We start from the raw sequence: 15,760 nt of genomic DNA, 5'->3' as shown, positions 1-15,760 counted from the left end.
TGAACCAAGATGAACCAGATGAACCCCGCTTTCGTGATGCCCGACGTGCAGAGCACGGTGGATACCCGTCAGATCCCGATTCAGCGCGTGGGCGTGAAGGCGGTCCGGCATCCGTTGACGGTGTGTACCGAAAGCGGCGACGTGCAACCGACCGTCGGCGTCTGGAACCTCGACGTCCGTCTGCCTGCCGATCAGAAGGGCACGCACATGTCGCGCTTCGTCGCGCTGCTCGAAGAGAATCGCGCGCCGCTGACGGTCGAGCGCTTCCGCGCGATGCTCGCGTCGATGCTCGTGAAGCTCGAGGCCGAGGCCGGCCGCATCGAAGTGACGTTCCCGTATTTCGTGAACAAGACGGCGCCGGTGTCGGGCGTGCAGAGCCTGCTCGACTATGAAGTGACGCTCGCGGGCGAAAGCCGCAACGGCGACACGCGCCTGTTCCTGAAGGTGCTCGTGCCGGTGACGAGCCTGTGCCCGTGCTCGAAGAAGATCTCGCAATACGGCGCGCACAACCAGCGCTCGCACGTGACGATCGATGCGGAGCTGGCCGCCGATATGCCGGTCGAGGCGCTGATCCGCATCGCCGAGGAAGAAGCGTCGTGCGAACTGTGGGGGCTGCTGAAGCGTCCGGACGAGAAGTTCGTCACCGAGCGTGCGTACGAGAACCCGAAGTTCGTCGAGGATCTCGTGCGCGATGTCGCGCAGCGTCTCGATGCGGACGAGCGGGTGGTCGCCTACGTGCTCGAAGCCGAGAACTTCGAGTCGATCCACAATCACAGCGCGTATGCGCTGATCGAGCGCGACAAGCGGCACGTTGCATAAGCGCCGCGACGTTTCGTCGCACCAATGAGAAAGGCAGCTCGGAATCGAGCTGCCTTTTCGTTTTCCGGCTGGCGGCGTTGCGTTGCGGATTCAGCGTGCGAGCGACGCGAGATCCCAGCGCGGCTTCACCGTGAACGCGTAGTCGGCATTCGCCTGTTCGGGCCAGCGGCCGAGGCGCAGCGCGCCCGCGAGCGCGATCATCGCGCCGTTGTCGGTGCAGAGCGCGAGATCGGGATAGTGCACGTCGAAGCCGCGCTTGGCCGCGGCCGCCGACAGGGCCGCGCGCAACTGGCGGTTCGCGCCGACGCCGCCCGCGACCACGAGGCGCTTGAGCTTCGTCTTCTTCAGCGCGGCAAGCGACTTCGCGACGAGCACGTCGACGGCCGCATCGACGAAGCCGCGCGCGAGGTCGGCCTTCGCCCGTTCGAGCGCTTCGCCGTCGAGCTGCGCCGCTTCGAATTTCTTCATCTGCGTGAGCACGGCCGTCTTCAAGCCGCTGAAGCTGAAGTCGAGATCGCCCGAATGCAGCATCGGGCGCGGCAGCACGACCGCGCCCGGCGTGCCCGTTTCCGCGAGTTTCGAGACTTCGGGGCCGCCCGGATAGCCGAGGCCGATCAGCTTCGCCGTCTTGTCGAACGCTTCGCCGGCCGCGTCGTCGAGCGTTTCGCCGAGCGTCTCGTAGACGCCGACGTCGGTCACGCGCATCAGTTGCGTGTGGCCGCCGGAAACCAGCAGCGCGACGAACGGGAACGGCGGCGGCTCGTCGACCAGCAACGGCGACAGCAGATGGCCTTCGAGGTGGTGGATGCCGACGGTCGGCTTGTTCCAGGCGAGCGCGAGCGCATTCGCGATGCTCGCGCCGACCAGCAGCGCGCCGGCGAGGCCGGGGCCCTGCGTGAACGCGATCGCGTCGATGTCCTCGCGGCGCGTGCCGCTTTGCGCCATCACGTCCTCGAGCAGCGGCAGCGCGCGGCGGATGTGGTCGCGCGACGCGAGTTCGGGCACGACGCCGCCGTAGTCGCGGTGCATCGCGATCTGCGAATGGAGCGCGTGCGCGAGCAGGCCGCGCTGCGTGTCGTAGAGCGCGAGGCCGGTTTCGTCGCAGGAGCTTTCGATGCCGAGAACGAGCATGGGTACGGGCAGGGCGCGCCGTTTCGGACGCGCCGCAGATAGGTCGACGTAACCGGAAAGTATAGCAGGCGAGGGCGGGCCGGCGCTGGCGGCGGCCCGGCCCCGATGCCGGGCAGGTACAATCCGCGCCATGGAAACTTATGACATCGCCGTGATCGGCGCGGGCGCCGCCGGCATGATGAGCGCCGCGGTCGCCGGGCAGCTCGGCCGCCGCGTCGTGCTGATCGATCACGCGCCGCGGCTCGCCGAGAAAATCCGCATCTCGGGCGGCGGCCGCTGCAACTTCACGAACCTGTATGCCGGGCCCGACAATTACCTGTCGTCGAATCCGCATTTCGCGCGCTCGGCGCTGGCGCGCTATACGCCGCGCGACTTCCTCGGACTGCTCAAGCGCCATCGCGTGACCTGGCACGAAAAGCACAAGGGTCAGCTCTTTTGCGACCACGGCAGCGACGCGATCATCGACGTGCTGAAGCACGAGTGCGACGCGGGCGGCATCGCGTGGCGCCGGCCCGTCGTCGTCGACGCGGTGCGCCATGCGCCGTCGGACGGCTTCACGCTCGATACGCAGCAGGCCGGCCCGATCGCTGCGCGTGCACTGATCGTCGCGACCGGCGGCCTGTCCATCCCGAAGATCGGTGCGACCGACTTCGGCTATCGGCTCGCGAAGCAGTTCGGCCACAAGCTCGTCGATACGCGGCCCGCCCTCGTGCCGCTGACGTTCGCGCCGCAGGACTGGGCGCCGTTCGCGCCGCTGTCCGGCGTATCGCTCGAAGTGCGCGTATCGACCGGCGACAAAAAGCGCGGCGGCGAATTCGTCGAGGATCTGCTGCTGACCCATCGCGGGCTCTCCGGGCCGGGCATCCTGCAGATCTCGAGCTACTGGCAGCCCGGCGACCCGATCCGCGTCGACCTGCTGCCGCAGCGCGACACGGTGGCCGACCTGCTCGACGCGAAACGCACGTCGAAGCGCCAGATCGGTTCGCTGCTCGCCGACTGGGTGCCGTCGCGCCTCGCACACGCGTGGCTCGACACGCATCGCGTCGCGGCCGACGCGCGGCTCGCGGACCTGCCCGACAAGACGCTGCGCCAGATCGGCGACGCGCTGTCCGGCTGGACGCTCACGCCGAACGGCACCGAAGGCTACAAGAAGGCCGAAGTGACGAAAGGCGGGGTCGATACGCGCGAGCTGTCGTCGGCGACGATGATGAGCGCGCGCGTGCCGGGGCTGTTCTTCGTCGGCGAGGCGGTGGACGTGACGGGCTGGCTCGGCGGCTACAACTTCCAGTGGGCGTGGGCGTCCGGCACGGCGGCCGGGCAGGCCGCGGCCGAGTACGCGCGCGGCGCCTGACGCACCGGCCCGCGCCGTTGCGCCCGGGGGCGGCCCCGTGCCTTTGGGCATGCGCTCTGCTATACTCGGTAGTCTTTCCCTGCAAACCTTTATTCGTGTCGGATCATGACGATCATTCGCGTTAAAGAGAACGAGCCGTTCGAAGTTGCCATGCGTCGCTTCAAGCGCACGATCGAGAAGAACGGTCTGCTGACCGAGCTTCGTGCGCGCGAGTTTTACGAGAAGCCGACCGCGGAACGCAAGCGCAAGAAGGCCGCGGCGGTGAAGCGTCACTACAAGCGTATTCGCAGCCAGACGCTGCCGAAGAAGCTGTACTGAACGATTGGGCGCCGCGCGGTTCGCTGAGCGGCGCACCGGCGACTCCGCGCGGTCGGATGCGGTCGCGCAGCCGATCAGGCGGCGAGTCGCCGATGCCGGATTCGAGCAACCCGCTTGAGACACTGTCCCAAGCGGGTTTTTGTGTTGACGTCCGTTCGCGGGCGTCGGATTCACGTTTCCATCCCGGGTGAAAGATGAGTTTGAAAGAGCAGATCAGCGAAGACATGAAGGCCGCGATGCGCGCGAAGGAAAGCGAGCGTCTGGCAACGATTCGCCTGCTGATGGCCGCGATCAAGCAGCGCGAAGTCGATGATCGGGTCACGCTCGACGACGCGGGCATCACGGCCGTGATCGACAAAATGATCAAGCAGCGCAAGGATTCGATCAGCCAGTTCCAGGCGGCCGGCCGCGACGATCTCGTCGCGAAGGAGCAGGCCGAGCTGACCGTGCTGGGCGGCTACATGCCCGCGCAACTGTCGGACGCCGAAGTGGCGGCCGAAGTCCAGGCGGCCGTCGCGCAAACCGGTGCAGCCGGCCCGCAGGACATGGGCAAGGTGATGGGCGTGCTGAAGGGCAAGCTCGCCGGCCGTGCCGACATGACGGCCGTTTCCGCGCAGGTCAAGGCCGCGCTCACGAAGTAAGACCCGTTCCCGGCGCGCCCAGCGATGCGTGCGCCGGGCGCCGTATCCTCTTTTTTCGTTCGATCCCACGGTGATTCCGCATTCGTTCCTGCAGGATTTGCTGAACCGCGTCGATATCGTCGACGTGGTGGGCCGGTACGTGCAGCTCAAGAAGGGCGGCGCCAATTTCATGGGGCTGTGCCCGTTCCATAACGAGAAGAGCCCGTCGTTTACCGTCAGCCCGACCAAGCAGTTCTATCACTGCTTCGGTTGCGGCGCGCACGGCACCGCGATCGGCTTCCTGATGGAACACGCGGGGCTCACGTTCCCGGAAGCCGTGCAGGAACTCGCGCAATCCGTCGGCCTGACCGTGCCGCACGAGCCGTCGATGCGCGGCGGCGGTGGGGGCGCAGGCGGGGGCGGCGACCATCCGGCGCCCGTGTCGAAATCGGTGGCGACCGCGCTGTCCGACGCGATGACGGCCGCGTGCGACTACTACCGCAAGCAGTTGCGCGGCGCGACCGACGCGATCCAGTACTTGAAGAACCGCGGGCTGACCGGCGAGATCGCCGCACGCTTCGGTCTCGGCTATGCGCCGGACGGCTGGCAGAACCTCGAGGCCGCGTTCCCCGACTATCGCGACGAGTCGCTCGTCGAGGCGGGGCTCGTGATCGTCAGCGAGAAAACCGATGCGCAGGGCGTCGCGCGCCGCTACGACCGGTTCCGCGAGCGGATCATGTTCCCGATCCGCAATGTGAAGGGGCAGGTGATCGGTTTCGGCGGCCGCGTGCTCGGCAGCGGCGAACCGAAGTACCTGAACTCGCCGGAAACGCCGCTGTTCAACAAGGGCAGCGAGCTGTACGGGCTGTTCGAGGCGCGGCTCGCGATTCGCGAGCGCAAGTACGTGCTGGTCGTCGAGGGTTACATGGACGTCGTCGCGCTCGCGCAGCTCGGGTTTCCGAACGCGGTCGCGACGCTCGGCACCGCGTGCACGCCGATTCACGTGCAGAAGCTGCTGCGTCAGACCGACACGGTCATTTTCAGTTTCGACGGCGATTCGGCCGGGCGGCGCGCGGCCCGGCGCGCGCTCGAGGCATGCCTGCCGCATGCGGGCGACAACCGCACGATCCGGTTCCTTTTCCTGCCGACCGAGCACGATCCGGACAGCTACGTGCGCGAGTTCGGCGCGGACGCGTTCTCCGAGCAGGTCGAGCGCGCGATGCCGCTGTCCCAATTTCTGTTGAACGAAGCAATCGCCGGCAAGGCGCTCGATCAGCCGGAAGGCCGCGCGAAGGCGCTGTTCGATGCGAAGCCGCTGTTGCAGGCGCTGCCCGCGAACGCATTGCGTGCGCAGATCATGCACATGTTCGCCGATCGCCTCGACATCCCGTTCGAAGAGGTCGCGGCGCTGTCGGACGTCGATACGCGTATCGCGGCGGCGCCGCGCCAGGCGCCCGCGCGCAGCGAGCGGCGCCGCGTGACGGACAGCGAAAAGCGCGCGTTGCGCACGCTGGTGATGCATCCGCGCGTCGCATCGCAGCTCGACGACGAACAGATTGCGACCCTGCGTGCGCTGCCGCGCATCGGCGAGTTGTTCGCGGAAGTCGTCGATCATGCGCGTGCGCTGGGGGACGGCGCGGAGTTCCGGCTGCTGTCGGATGTCCTGAGGACGTCCTCGAACGCGGCGACTTACGAGGAAATCTTCCGCGAAATTCTGGACTATGATGAAAACGTCCGCGATTTGCTGTTACAGAATCCGGAAGACGAGACGGTGCCCGAGCGGCAGCGTGAGCAGGAGCGGATTGCGGGGGAGGAGCTGCAGGCAGCGGTGCTCAAGATGCGCTACGACGCCTGCTGCGACCGGCTGGACAGGCTGGCGCGGCAATCCACCTTCACCCCCGAGGAATTGACCGAATTGACGGAATTGAACCAGCAGCGAACCGACATGAAGCGTCGGCTCGGGCTGTAGGCGGCTGGGGCGCTTAGAGAGGGTTCCCCAGCGTGCTATAATATAAGGTTTCCAGCGGTTTGTTTTCCAAGCAGAGGCGAGAATCGCGATGGCAAAGACGACAGGCGGAAAGAAAGCAACAGGCAAGGGCTCGACGGAGCCGACCAAGAAGGTCACAGCGGCCAAGTCTGCTTCTTCCGCCAGGACAACGTCTTCAGCCACGTCAGCTCCTGCGGGAAAGAAAACCGCGGCCGGCACTGCTCAGGCTGCGCCGGCGCCGGCAGCCAGAACACGGGCTGCCGCCAGACCCGACTCCGGGCCGGCCAAGCCGGCGGCGAAGCGGGCAAGTGCGAAAAGCGCAAGGGACACGACTGCCGACGCGGACGAAACGGCAGTACGTACTACTCATGCACCCACGGTTCAACCGGCTGTCGTCCAGCAGCCGCGAGTCGATATAGCCGGTACGGCGAACTCCATGACCAAAAAGCTGAACGAAGTATCCGTCGAAGACGACGCAAATCAGAGCGACGAGCAGCCCGCAGCCGCGGCTGCACCGGGCAAATCCAAGGTGCGCGATCGTCGCGCCAAGGAAAAGGCGCTGCTGAAGGAAGCGTTCGCGACGAGCACGCCGGGCACGGCCGAGGAGCTCGAAGAGCGCCGCGTGAAGCTGCGCGCGCTGATCAAGCTCGGCAAGGAGCGCGGCTTCCTCACGTACGCCGAAATCAACGACCACCTGCCGGACAACTTCACCGAGACCGAAGCCCTCGAGGGCATCATCGGCACGTTCAACGACATGGGCGTGGCGGTATACGAGCAGGCGCCGGACGCGGAAACGCTGCTCCTGAACGACAACGCGCCCGCCGCGTCGTCGGACGATGAAGTCGAAGAGGAAGCGGAAGTCGCGCTGTCCACCGTCGATTCGGAATTCGGCCGCACGACCGACCCGGTCCGGATGTACATGCGCGAGATGGGCACCGTCGAGCTGCTCACGCGCGAAGGCGAAATCGAGATCGCGAAGCGGATCGAGGACGGCCTGCGCCACATGGTGATGGCCATCTCCGCGTGCCCGACCACGATCGCCGACATCCTCGCGATGGCCGAACGCGTCGCGAACGAAGAGATCCGCGTCGACGAGCTCGTCGACGGCCTGCTCGATCCGAATGCTTCGGACTCCACCGATACGGACGGCTTCTCCGCGAAGGAAGCGGAAGCCATCGAGAACGAGGACGAGGAAGCCGAAGAGGAAGAGGAAGAAGAGGAAGAGGAGGAAGACGACGGTGCCGCGCAGGCATCGGCCAACGCCGCCCAACTCGAAGCCCTCAAGCGCGCGTCGCTCGAGAAGTTCGCGCAGATCAGCGAGTGGTTCGACAAGATGCGCCGCGCGTTCGAGAAGGAAGGCTACAAGTCGAAGGCCTACCTGAAGGCGCAGGAAACGATCCAGAGCGAGCTGATGACGATCCGCTTCACCGCGCGTACCGTCGAACGCCTGTGCGACACGCTGCGTGCGCAGGTGGACGAAGTGCGCCAGGTCGAGCGTCAGATCCTGCACATCGTCGTCGACAAGTGCGGCATGCCGCGCTCGGAATTCATCGCGCGCTTCCCCGGCAACGAGACGGATCTCGACTGGGCCGAGAAGATCGCCGCGGAAGGCCATCCGTACAGCGCGGTGCTGTCGCGCAACGTTCCGGCGATCCGCGAACAGCAGCAGCGTCTGCTCGACCTGCAGGCGCGCGTCGTGCTGCCGCTGAAGGACCTGAAGGAAACCAACCGCCAGATGGCGGCCGGCGAACTGAAGGCGCGTCAGGCGAAGCGCGAAATGACCGAGGCCAACCTGCGTCTCGTGATCTCGATCGCGAAGAAGTACACGAACCGCGGCCTGCAGTTCCTCGACCTGATCCAGGAAGGCAACATCGGCCTGATGAAGGCGGTGGACAAGTTCGAATACCGTCGCGGCTACAAGTTCTCGACCTATGCGACGTGGTGGATCCGTCAGGCCATCACGCGCTCGATCGCCGACCAGGCGCGCACGATCCGTATTCCGGTTCACATGATCGAGACGATCAACAAGATGAACCGCATCTCGCGGCAGATCCTGCAGGAAACCGGCCTCGAGCCGGATCCGGCCACGCTCGCCGAAAAGATGGAGATGCCGGAAGACAAGATCCGCAAGATCATGAAGATCGCGAAGGAGCCGATCTCGATGGAAACGCCGATCGGCGACGACGACGATTCCCATCTCGGCGACTTCATCGAGGACACCAACACGGTCGCGCCGGCGGATGCCGCGCTGCATGCGAGCATGCGCGACGTCGTGAAGGACGTGCTCGATTCGCTGACGCCGCGCGAGGCGAAAGTGCTGCGGATGCGTTTCGGTATCGAGATGAGTACCGATCACACGCTCGAGGAAGTCGGCAAGCAGTTCGACGTCACGCGCGAGCGCATCCGTCAGATCGAGGCCAAGGCGCTGCGCAAACTGCGTCACCCGAGCCGTTCCGACAAGCTGAAGTCGTTCCTCGAAGGGAACTGATTTCCAGCATCCGTGCCGCGAACGCCGCCAGTATCCGCATGATGCCGGTGGCGTTCGTTCCCTTTGTCGTCTTTGTTGTTACAATGCCGGCCCGGCCTCGTTGTCGGGGCAGCGTGTAGCACGCTTTGCTTCTCGTCTGGGCCCCTAGCTCATGCTTGGTTAGAGCAGCGAACTCATAATTCGTTGGTGCCGGGTTCGACTCCCGGGGGGCCCACCAGATTCGCTTCCACGGTCGTCCGGGGAAGCTCGAAACCCGCGATTGCCGCACGGCGTCGCGGGTTTTTCTTTGGTGCGCCGCCCGAATGTGTCGAACGTATTGAACGCGTTCGTGCCGGCGCCGCGTGTCGCATCTTCGCCACCGCGGAAACACCGAAAGCGTGCCGCCGCGATATCAATCGAAGTATGCTGTAGCGCGATCCGGTCGCACGCTGGTCCGTCGCGCGCGTACCGTGGACCCGTGCCGCGCTCCGTCCGGCAGCCAGCCAGAACAAACACAATCCGACTTCGCCCGACATTGGGGGGCGGCCAACATGATCATGCTGCGTTCGTGGGGTGCGATTCTGTCGTTGCTGATGCTCGTCGCGTGCGCGAGCCTGCCGCCGCTGGCCGATCGCACGCCGACGCATGCATTCACCGATACGGACGATACGCGGCTGGGCGTCGCGTTCCAGCAGCAGGCCGCCGCTCATCCGGGGCAGGACGCGTTCCATTTGCTGACCGATCCGGTCGATGCGCTGGATGCGCGCGTGCTGCTCGCCGACCGTGCCGACCGCTCGCTCGACCTGCAGTACTACATCTGGCACGACGACCTGACCGGGCACGAACTGGCCGATGCGATCATTCGCGCGGCCGATCGCGGCGTGCGCGTGCGCGCGCTGCTCGACGATCTCGGCACCAATGCGGACGACCGCAAGCTGCTCGAGATCAGCTCGCATCCGAACATCGAGATCCGGTTGTTCAATCCGGTGGCCACGCGCCGCTTCAAGAAGATCGGCACCGTGTTCGAGTTCTCGCGCGTCAACCGGCGCATGCACAACAAGGCGATGATCGCGGACAACCAGGCGGCGATCGTCGGCGGCCGCAATATCGGCGACGAATATTTCGGCGCATCGTCGATGCTGGAGTTCGGCGATCTCGACGTCGTCGTTCACGGCCCGGTCGTGAAGGACATCTCGACGGAATTCGATACGTTCTGGAATTCGCCGTATGCGTATCCGATCGATACGCTGGTCGGGCACGACGCGGCGCCGGGCGGGCTCGATCGCGAACGCGAGCGATTGCGCGACTACCTGAGGGCGATGGAGGACAATCCGTACGTGCTCGAGGCACGGCAGCGGCTCGACCGGATCGTCCACGGGCAGGGCACGGAGCTGTCGTGGGGGCATGCGACGGTGCTGTACGACGATCCGTCGAAGATCGCGCACGCGCCGAAGGACAGCGACGGGCACCTGATGCCGCAGTTGCGCGCGCTTGCGTTGCAGCCCCGGCACGACCTGCTGATCGTGTCGCCGTATTTCGTGCCGGGCAAGGAGGTGGTCGAGCGGCTGCGCGCGCTCACGGCGCGCGGCGTGCGCGTGACGGTGCTGACCAATTCGCTCGCGTCGACCGACGTGGCGGCCGTGCATGCCGGCTACCGGCGCTATCGAAGCGATCTGGTGAACGCGGGCGTGCGGCTTTACGAGCGTCGGCCATCGGGCGACAAGAGCATTTCGAAGCAGGTCATCGTCGGCTCGTCGCGCGCGTCGCTGCACGCGAAGACCTACGTGTTCGATCACACGAGCATCTTCATCGGGTCGATGAATCTCGATCCGCGCTCGCTGAACCTCAATACGGAGATCGGCGTTTACTGCGAGAGCCCGGCGATTGCGTCGCAGGTCGCCGACGATCTGGAGGCGCGGCTCGATCGGATCGCATGGCGTGTCGAGGCGAGAACCGATCCGGCCGGAAAAGGGCGGCTCAAGTGGATTCAGACGGACGCGGACGGGAAGATCACCGAGATCGATCACGAGCCGGAGGTGTCCGCCCCGCGGCGCATGGAAGTGTGGTTTCTCGGGCTGTTTCCGATCGAATCGCAACTGTGAGCGGCATTCAGCGCCGCGCGCGGCGCTGCCGGTCGATGACGTCGGCGAATTGCATTGCCGCCGTCTCGATCGTCGCGTCGCTCAGCCCCGAATAGCCGAGGACGAAGCCGTTGTATCGGCGGCCGTCGCCGATGCAGTAGTGGCTCAACGGTTGCAGCAGCAAGCCGTGGGCGCTTGCGGCACGCGCGACGTCGGTATCGCGCAGCGGCACCGCGAGATCCGCGGAAAGATGCATGCCGCCCGGGCTTTCCCGCACGCTCAGCGACGTGCCGAGATGGCGCGCGAGCGCCGTTTCGAGGCTGCTGCGCCGGGCGGCGTAGAGCGCTCGCATCTTCCGCAGGTGCCGCGCAAAGAGGCCGCTGTCGATGAATTCGGCCATCGCCAGCTGGTCGGCCGAGTGACCGCGATGGACGAGTTCGCGCAGCGTGCGGGTGAAGTGTTCGACGAGCACCGGCGGCACCACCATGAAACCGAGCCGCAGGGCGGGAAACATCGTCTTGCTGAACGTGCCGAGATAGCACACCGGGGCATCGGCATGCAGGCCCTGAATCGCGGGCAGCGGCTGGCCGCCGTGGCGGAATTCGCTGTCGTAGTCGTCCTCGATGATCCACGCGCCGCATGCGCGGGCGCGCTCGACGAGCGCCGCGCGTCGCCGGGGGCTCATCAGCGCGCCGAGCGGGTACTGGTGCGACGGTGTCGTGTAGATCAACCGGGGCGGGCGGGTGCGCCACTGCTCGTCGGTCGGCGCCATGCCTTCGCGATCGACCTCGATCGGCACGGGATTCAGGCCGGTCGACCGGAATGCGGTCTTCGCGCCGTTGTAGCACGGGTTCTCGAGCCAGCCGTAGTCGCCGGGATTCGCGAGCATGCGCGCACAGAGCTCGAGGCTGCTCTGCGTGCCGTCGGTGATGAATACCTGGCCCGTGTCGCAGCGCACGCCGCGCGAGACGCGAATGTACGCGGCCACCGCGCGCCGCAGTTCGGGTAGTCCTTCGACCGGCCCGTACGCGAGCCGGGCTGGCGTGATGGTCTTCCATGCACGCTCGATGCACCGGCGCCACTGGGCAACCGGGAATTCGTCGAGGGACGGGAGGCCGGGAACGAACGGCAGCATGCGTTCGGGCTCGGGATCGGTATTCTCCAGCCCGTGCACGCGCGCCGACAGGTGAACCGGTGCGGGGCTGTTCCCATGGCCGGCGCTCGGCCGGCTGCATCCGTCCCATAACGTGATCGTGCCGTTGCGCGTGGCCGCGACGAAGCCTTCCTCGGCGAGGCGCTCGTATGCATAGACCGCGGAATTGCGCGCGATGCCCAGTTCGGCCGCGAGCACGCGCGTCGACGCGAGCCGCGTGCCGGGCGGCAGGTGCCCGTCCAGCAGCATGTCGCGCAGGCTCCGGTAGAGGGCTTCTTGCTGGCTATGTGTTGTCGCGCCGTCCTGTCTGGAAAGCGACGAGATGAGCAGCGCGAGATCCATGGCTGGTTCCAGAAATTTTCCTTGTGCTGGTTCTTTCGAAGATGCCGCGCGCATCGTATCGTTCATGTTCTCGCGGGGCAGGCCGGTGCACGCGCATTCCTGGCGATCGGCGCGGCTTTGCGATACGCGCGTATTTTGCTCGATTCGGCAAGCGACTGTCGATGGGCCGGGCAACCGCGCGCTCACGCCCGGATACGGCACGATGCCGACACAATTCATTTCGCACTGCAGATCTATGAACGACTGGACCACGCTCTCTTCCACGCCACGTACCACGGTTCGCCGCCTGCCCGAGCTGGCGAGCCACGATCGCACGATGCTCTACCGCATCGTGGACGACGCGTACGTCTGTCACATCGCGTTCGGCGACGGGCGGAACACGCACTGCATCCCGGCCGCGCACTGGAGAAAGGGCGACGCGCTCTATATCCACGGGTCCAACGGCAGCCGGATGATCAAGGCGCTGTCGGCCGGCGCGCAGGCTTGCGTCGCGATGACGCTGCTGGACGGCCTCGTGCTGGCCAGGTCCGCGTTCAATCATTCGATGAATTATCGATCCGCGGTGATCTACGGGCAGTTCGACGTGGTGGAAGGCAGCGAGGAAAAACTCGCCGCGCTGGATGCGTTGATGGACAAGATCGCGCCGGGCCGCAAGCACGAAGCGCGGCCGGGCAATTCGAAGGAAATCAATGCGACCGGCGTGCTGCGGATTTCGATGGCGGAAGCGGCCGTGAAGATCAGCGATTCGCTGCCCTCCGACAAGGAAGAGGATCTCGGGCTGGCGGTCTGGGCCGGGATCTTGCCGTTGAAGACGACGCGCGGCGCGCCGGTTCATGCCGACGGTCACGTGCCGGTGCCGGATTATGTCCGGAACTGGGCCGATTGAGCGGCGCGACGAGGCCGCATCGGAAGCGGCGAGACGACACGGCTTGCAGAGGACCCGCGAAGGCTGCGTAGCCTTCGCGGGTCGGCGGACGCGGTTGCATACGAGACGTCGCGCTTGCGCATCCGGTTCGGTCAATGGCTCGTCAGCGCGCGAAATCCGACGTGCTCTGGATGAACGCGTTCAGCTTCGAGATGTTCACGCTGCCGAAGCCCGTCGTCGCATCCCAGCCGGCCTTTGCCTTGTAGCCGTACGTGCCGCTGCCGTTGTTGCCGGACGTGACGTCGTGCAGCAGCGCCGCGTTGCTCGGGAAGTACTTGTAGATGCTCGACGCCGGGAACCCGAGCGTATTGTTGTTGGCCGACTGCAGCCGCGCCCAGATGCCCGTGAAGATCGGCGCGGCGAGGCTCGTGCCGCCTTCGTTGTTCAGGTAGCCCGAACCCCACAGCGTGTCGGACGTCTGGCCGTTCACGACGAGAATCGCGCCCGTGCGCAGGTCGGCGTCGAAGCCGACGTCGGGTAGCGCGCGCTTGGTCGAGCCGGTCAGGGTCGACGACTGCCACGTCGGCGCGGCCTCGTACTTGCTGTAGCCGCCGCCCGTCGACCACACGGTGCCCGGCTGCCAGCTCGGATCGTTCCAGACGATTTCGCTGTTGTACGCATTGGTCGACGTATTGGTGAACAGCGTCGTGCCGCCCACCGCGATCACGTACGGCGACGTGGCCGGCTCGCTCACCGTGTAGGTCGAGCGCGACGGCGTGCCGCTCGCGCATTCGTACGCGCCGTGGTCGCCGGCGGACACCGAGAAGGTTTGCCCTTGCGCGACCGCCTGCTTGAAGATGGTGTCGTCGGTGGCCTGCGAGCCGGTGCTGTACGCGGACGATTCGCATACGCCGAGCGATACGTTGATCACTTTCGCGACGTTGTCGGTCACGGCCTTGTTGTACGCGGCCGTGATCGCGGTGAGCGTCATCGACGGCGCGGTATAGAACACGACCTGCTTCACGCTGCCGCCGGCCGTGCCGACGATCGACTGGCTGTCGAGGTTCCATTCGACGGTGCCGTCGGTGTCGGTGTACGAACTGCCGGCCGGGCCCGTCTTCACGATGCTGCTGCTGATCGTGCCGAGGCCGTTGTTCGCGGCGAACGTATTGAGGTCGCTCACCGTCTGCGACAGGTCGCCTTCGGAGATGATGCCGACCGTGGTCTGCGAGGCCGTCGGCGTGCCGTCGCCGCCGTAGATCGACGAGAACTCGGTCGGGTTGTGCGGCACCGCCGACGCGCCGGCCGGGATCGTCAGGTTGCTGGTGTTGCCTTGCGGCTTGCCGCCCGCGCCCGTATGCATGAGCTCGACGTTCTGCAGGCCGAGCACCGCGCCGACGATGTTGCCGATCGCATTCGGCACTTGCGCGGCGTCGGTGTTCGCATACACGCTACGGCCGTTGCGCGTGAAGCGCTTGAGGGTCGTGCGGAACGCGGACTGGACGGTTCCCGCGGTGCCGGACGCGGAGACCAGCAGCCGGTTCGGCGCGACCACGATATTCACGAAGCCGGCCTTGCGCAGATGCGCGACGACGGACGCGACCTGCTGGTCGGTCGGCGCATATTGCGCGGCGAATTGCGCGGGCGTCAGAAACTGCCGGTAGTGCGGCGAACCGGGCGTATGCAGGTCGCGTAGGTACTGGTCGAGCTGTGCTTCGTTGCGCAGGTTCAGCCCGAGCACGATGTCCACCGATTCGCCGGGCGCCATGTCGATCGCGGCGGCCGCCGCGGCAGCCGTGCTCGCCGCGGGCGCGCCGGCCGTGCCGGCTTCGTTCTGCTGCACGAGCGGCAGGAAGCCCTTGGTGCGCGTTTCCGTCCAGCCGGCCGCGGGTGCGGCATGGGCGGTCGCCATGCCGAACGACGCGGCTGCGGCCGCGGCGGCGAGTGCGAGATTGACGGCGCGAATGTGCTTTTGTTTCTTGTTTGCAACCTGATTCATTTGAATTACCCCTCCGGTTGAACAACGAACGGCACGAACAACGATGGTCGACAGCGGTGCGGGTCATGCACCGCCGCTTTCTGTCGCATGCGGGCGGGTGGCACGGACGCGACAGGGCCTTTCGCCCGATCCGGAAAGCGGTTTTTCTCCGGGGGCGAAATACGGAAAACGCGGTAACGGAAAGGCTGCGCCACAGGGCGGCGCAGTCGCGCCGGATTCGGCGCGGGCGGGATTGCTAGAGCAACAGCTTCGTTGTCCTGCTCATTTGATTCGATCCTTCGGCCCGCTGCCGGATGGCAGCCGTCCAGTGAAATGCATCGGGATGCTGCACGCGCCGGCGGGCGAACCCATCATTCGGCGGCGCGTACTTCGGTGCAGCGGAAGCGAAAAACGTGGAACGGAATCGTTTGCGTGGCAGGCAATCCGTCGGATTGCTTGCATCGGACGGTATCAAGAACGAAAGTATGATGTCAAACTTTTTTTGATTATATGAAACAAAGTTAAAGCTAATAAAGCGCAATGATTTTGAAAAGATCGGTAGTGTTTTGTAATGTTCGAAACCGGCAACGCAGGTAATGCGGAAAGAGGCTCGCCGATCCTTTCCGATGCGTGTTGCAATGGCCAATC

12 protein-coding genes and 1 tRNA gene are annotated in these 15,760 nt (G+C 65.8%); 9 read left to right on the top strand and 4 right to left on the bottom strand.

The window, feature by feature from the left end:
• Window positions 1–9 precede the first annotated feature (9 nt).
• On the top strand, window positions 10–819 hold the full coding sequence (gene folE2, locus WT53_RS22925; RefSeq protein ID WP_060261661.1) for a GTP cyclohydrolase FolE2: 810 nt from the start codon (window positions 10–12) through the stop codon (window positions 817–819).
• 90 nt (window positions 820–909) lie between these two features.
• Here folE2 and tsaD read toward each other — a convergent pair whose 3' ends face one another.
• Window positions 910–1,950 carry a tRNA (adenosine(37)-N6)-threonylcarbamoyltransferase complex transferase subunit TsaD gene (gene tsaD / locus WT53_RS22920; RefSeq protein WP_034205230.1) on the bottom strand — a complete coding sequence of 347 codons (1,041 nt, stop codon included), beginning with the start codon at window positions 1,948–1,950 and terminating at the stop codon, window positions 910–912.
• Between the two features lie 121 nt (window positions 1,951–2,071).
• On the opposite strand from tsaD, the gene WT53_RS22915 reads away from it, so the two are divergent.
• The 7 genes from WT53_RS22915 to WT53_RS22885 all read left to right on the top strand — a co-directional run bounded on the left by WT53_RS22915 (window position 2,072) and on the right by WT53_RS22885 (window position 10,795).
• A complete protein-coding gene (locus tag WT53_RS22915) occupies window positions 2,072–3,301 on the top strand; it encodes an NAD(P)/FAD-dependent oxidoreductase (RefSeq protein WP_257127872.1) in 1,230 nt (409 codons plus the stop codon).
• A gap of 105 nt (window positions 3,302–3,406) precedes the next feature.
• Window positions 3,407–3,619, top strand: coding sequence for a 30S ribosomal protein S21 (gene rpsU, locus WT53_RS22910; RefSeq protein WP_006479415.1), 213 nt, complete (start codon window positions 3,407–3,409; stop codon window positions 3,617–3,619).
• Window positions 3,620–3,813: 194 nt separating this feature from the next.
• On the top strand, window positions 3,814–4,260 hold the full coding sequence (locus WT53_RS22905) for a GatB/YqeY domain-containing protein (protein WP_006479409.1): 447 nt from the start codon (window positions 3,814–3,816) through the stop codon (window positions 4,258–4,260).
• Window positions 4,261–4,330: 70 nt separating this feature from the next.
• Complete coding sequence (dnaG, locus tag WT53_RS22900; RefSeq protein ID WP_034206230.1) at window positions 4,331–6,208, top strand: DNA primase; 1,878 nt, start codon at window positions 4,331–4,333, stop codon at window positions 6,206–6,208.
• An 88-nt stretch (window positions 6,209–6,296) separates the two neighbouring features.
• Window positions 6,297–8,714, top strand: a complete 2,418-nt coding sequence (rpoD, locus tag WT53_RS22895) for an RNA polymerase sigma factor RpoD (RefSeq protein WP_080747667.1) — start codon at window positions 6,297–6,299, stop codon at window positions 8,712–8,714.
• 138 nt (window positions 8,715–8,852) lie between these two features.
• A tRNA-Ile gene (locus WT53_RS22890) sits at window positions 8,853–8,931 on the top strand.
• A 313-nt stretch (window positions 8,932–9,244) separates the two neighbouring features.
• Complete coding sequence (locus WT53_RS22885) at window positions 9,245–10,795, top strand: phospholipase D family protein (RefSeq protein ID WP_034205227.1); 1,551 nt, start codon at window positions 9,245–9,247, stop codon at window positions 10,793–10,795.
• A gap of 7 nt (window positions 10,796–10,802) precedes the next feature.
• On the opposite strand, the gene WT53_RS22880 is transcribed toward WT53_RS22885, so the two are convergent.
• Entirely contained in the window at window positions 10,803–12,269 is a 1,467-nt protein-coding gene (locus tag WT53_RS22880) for a PLP-dependent aminotransferase family protein (RefSeq protein ID WP_034205226.1), read from the bottom strand.
• Between the two features lie 235 nt (window positions 12,270–12,504).
• On the opposite strand from WT53_RS22880, the gene WT53_RS22875 reads away from it, so the two are divergent.
• Window positions 12,505–13,155: a pyridoxamine 5'-phosphate oxidase family protein gene (locus WT53_RS22875; RefSeq protein WP_060261658.1), complete on the top strand. Its 651-nt coding sequence runs from the start codon at window positions 12,505–12,507 to the stop codon at window positions 13,153–13,155.
• Window positions 13,156–13,297: 142 nt separating this feature from the next.
• Here the strand turns inward: WT53_RS22875 and WT53_RS22870 are convergent, their stop codons facing one another.
• Window positions 13,298–15,133: a protease pro-enzyme activation domain-containing protein gene (locus tag WT53_RS22870; RefSeq protein WP_034205224.1), complete on the bottom strand. Its 1,836-nt coding sequence runs from the start codon at window positions 15,131–15,133 to the stop codon at window positions 13,298–13,300.
• Between the two features lie 235 nt (window positions 15,134–15,368).
• The gene (locus WT53_RS34215) at window positions 15,369–15,758 is read right to left on the bottom strand and encodes a hypothetical protein (protein WP_230624805.1); all 390 of its coding nucleotides are present in this window, start codon (window positions 15,756–15,758) and stop codon (window positions 15,369–15,371) included.
• Window positions 15,759–15,760: the final 2 nt, after the last annotated feature.

The organism is Burkholderia sp. MSMB2157WGS (assembly GCF_001532755.1).
In the GTDB taxonomy this organism is placed as follows: domain Bacteria; phylum Pseudomonadota; class Gammaproteobacteria; order Burkholderiales; family Burkholderiaceae; genus Burkholderia.
This window is presented reverse-complemented; position numbering and strand designations above follow the sequence as displayed.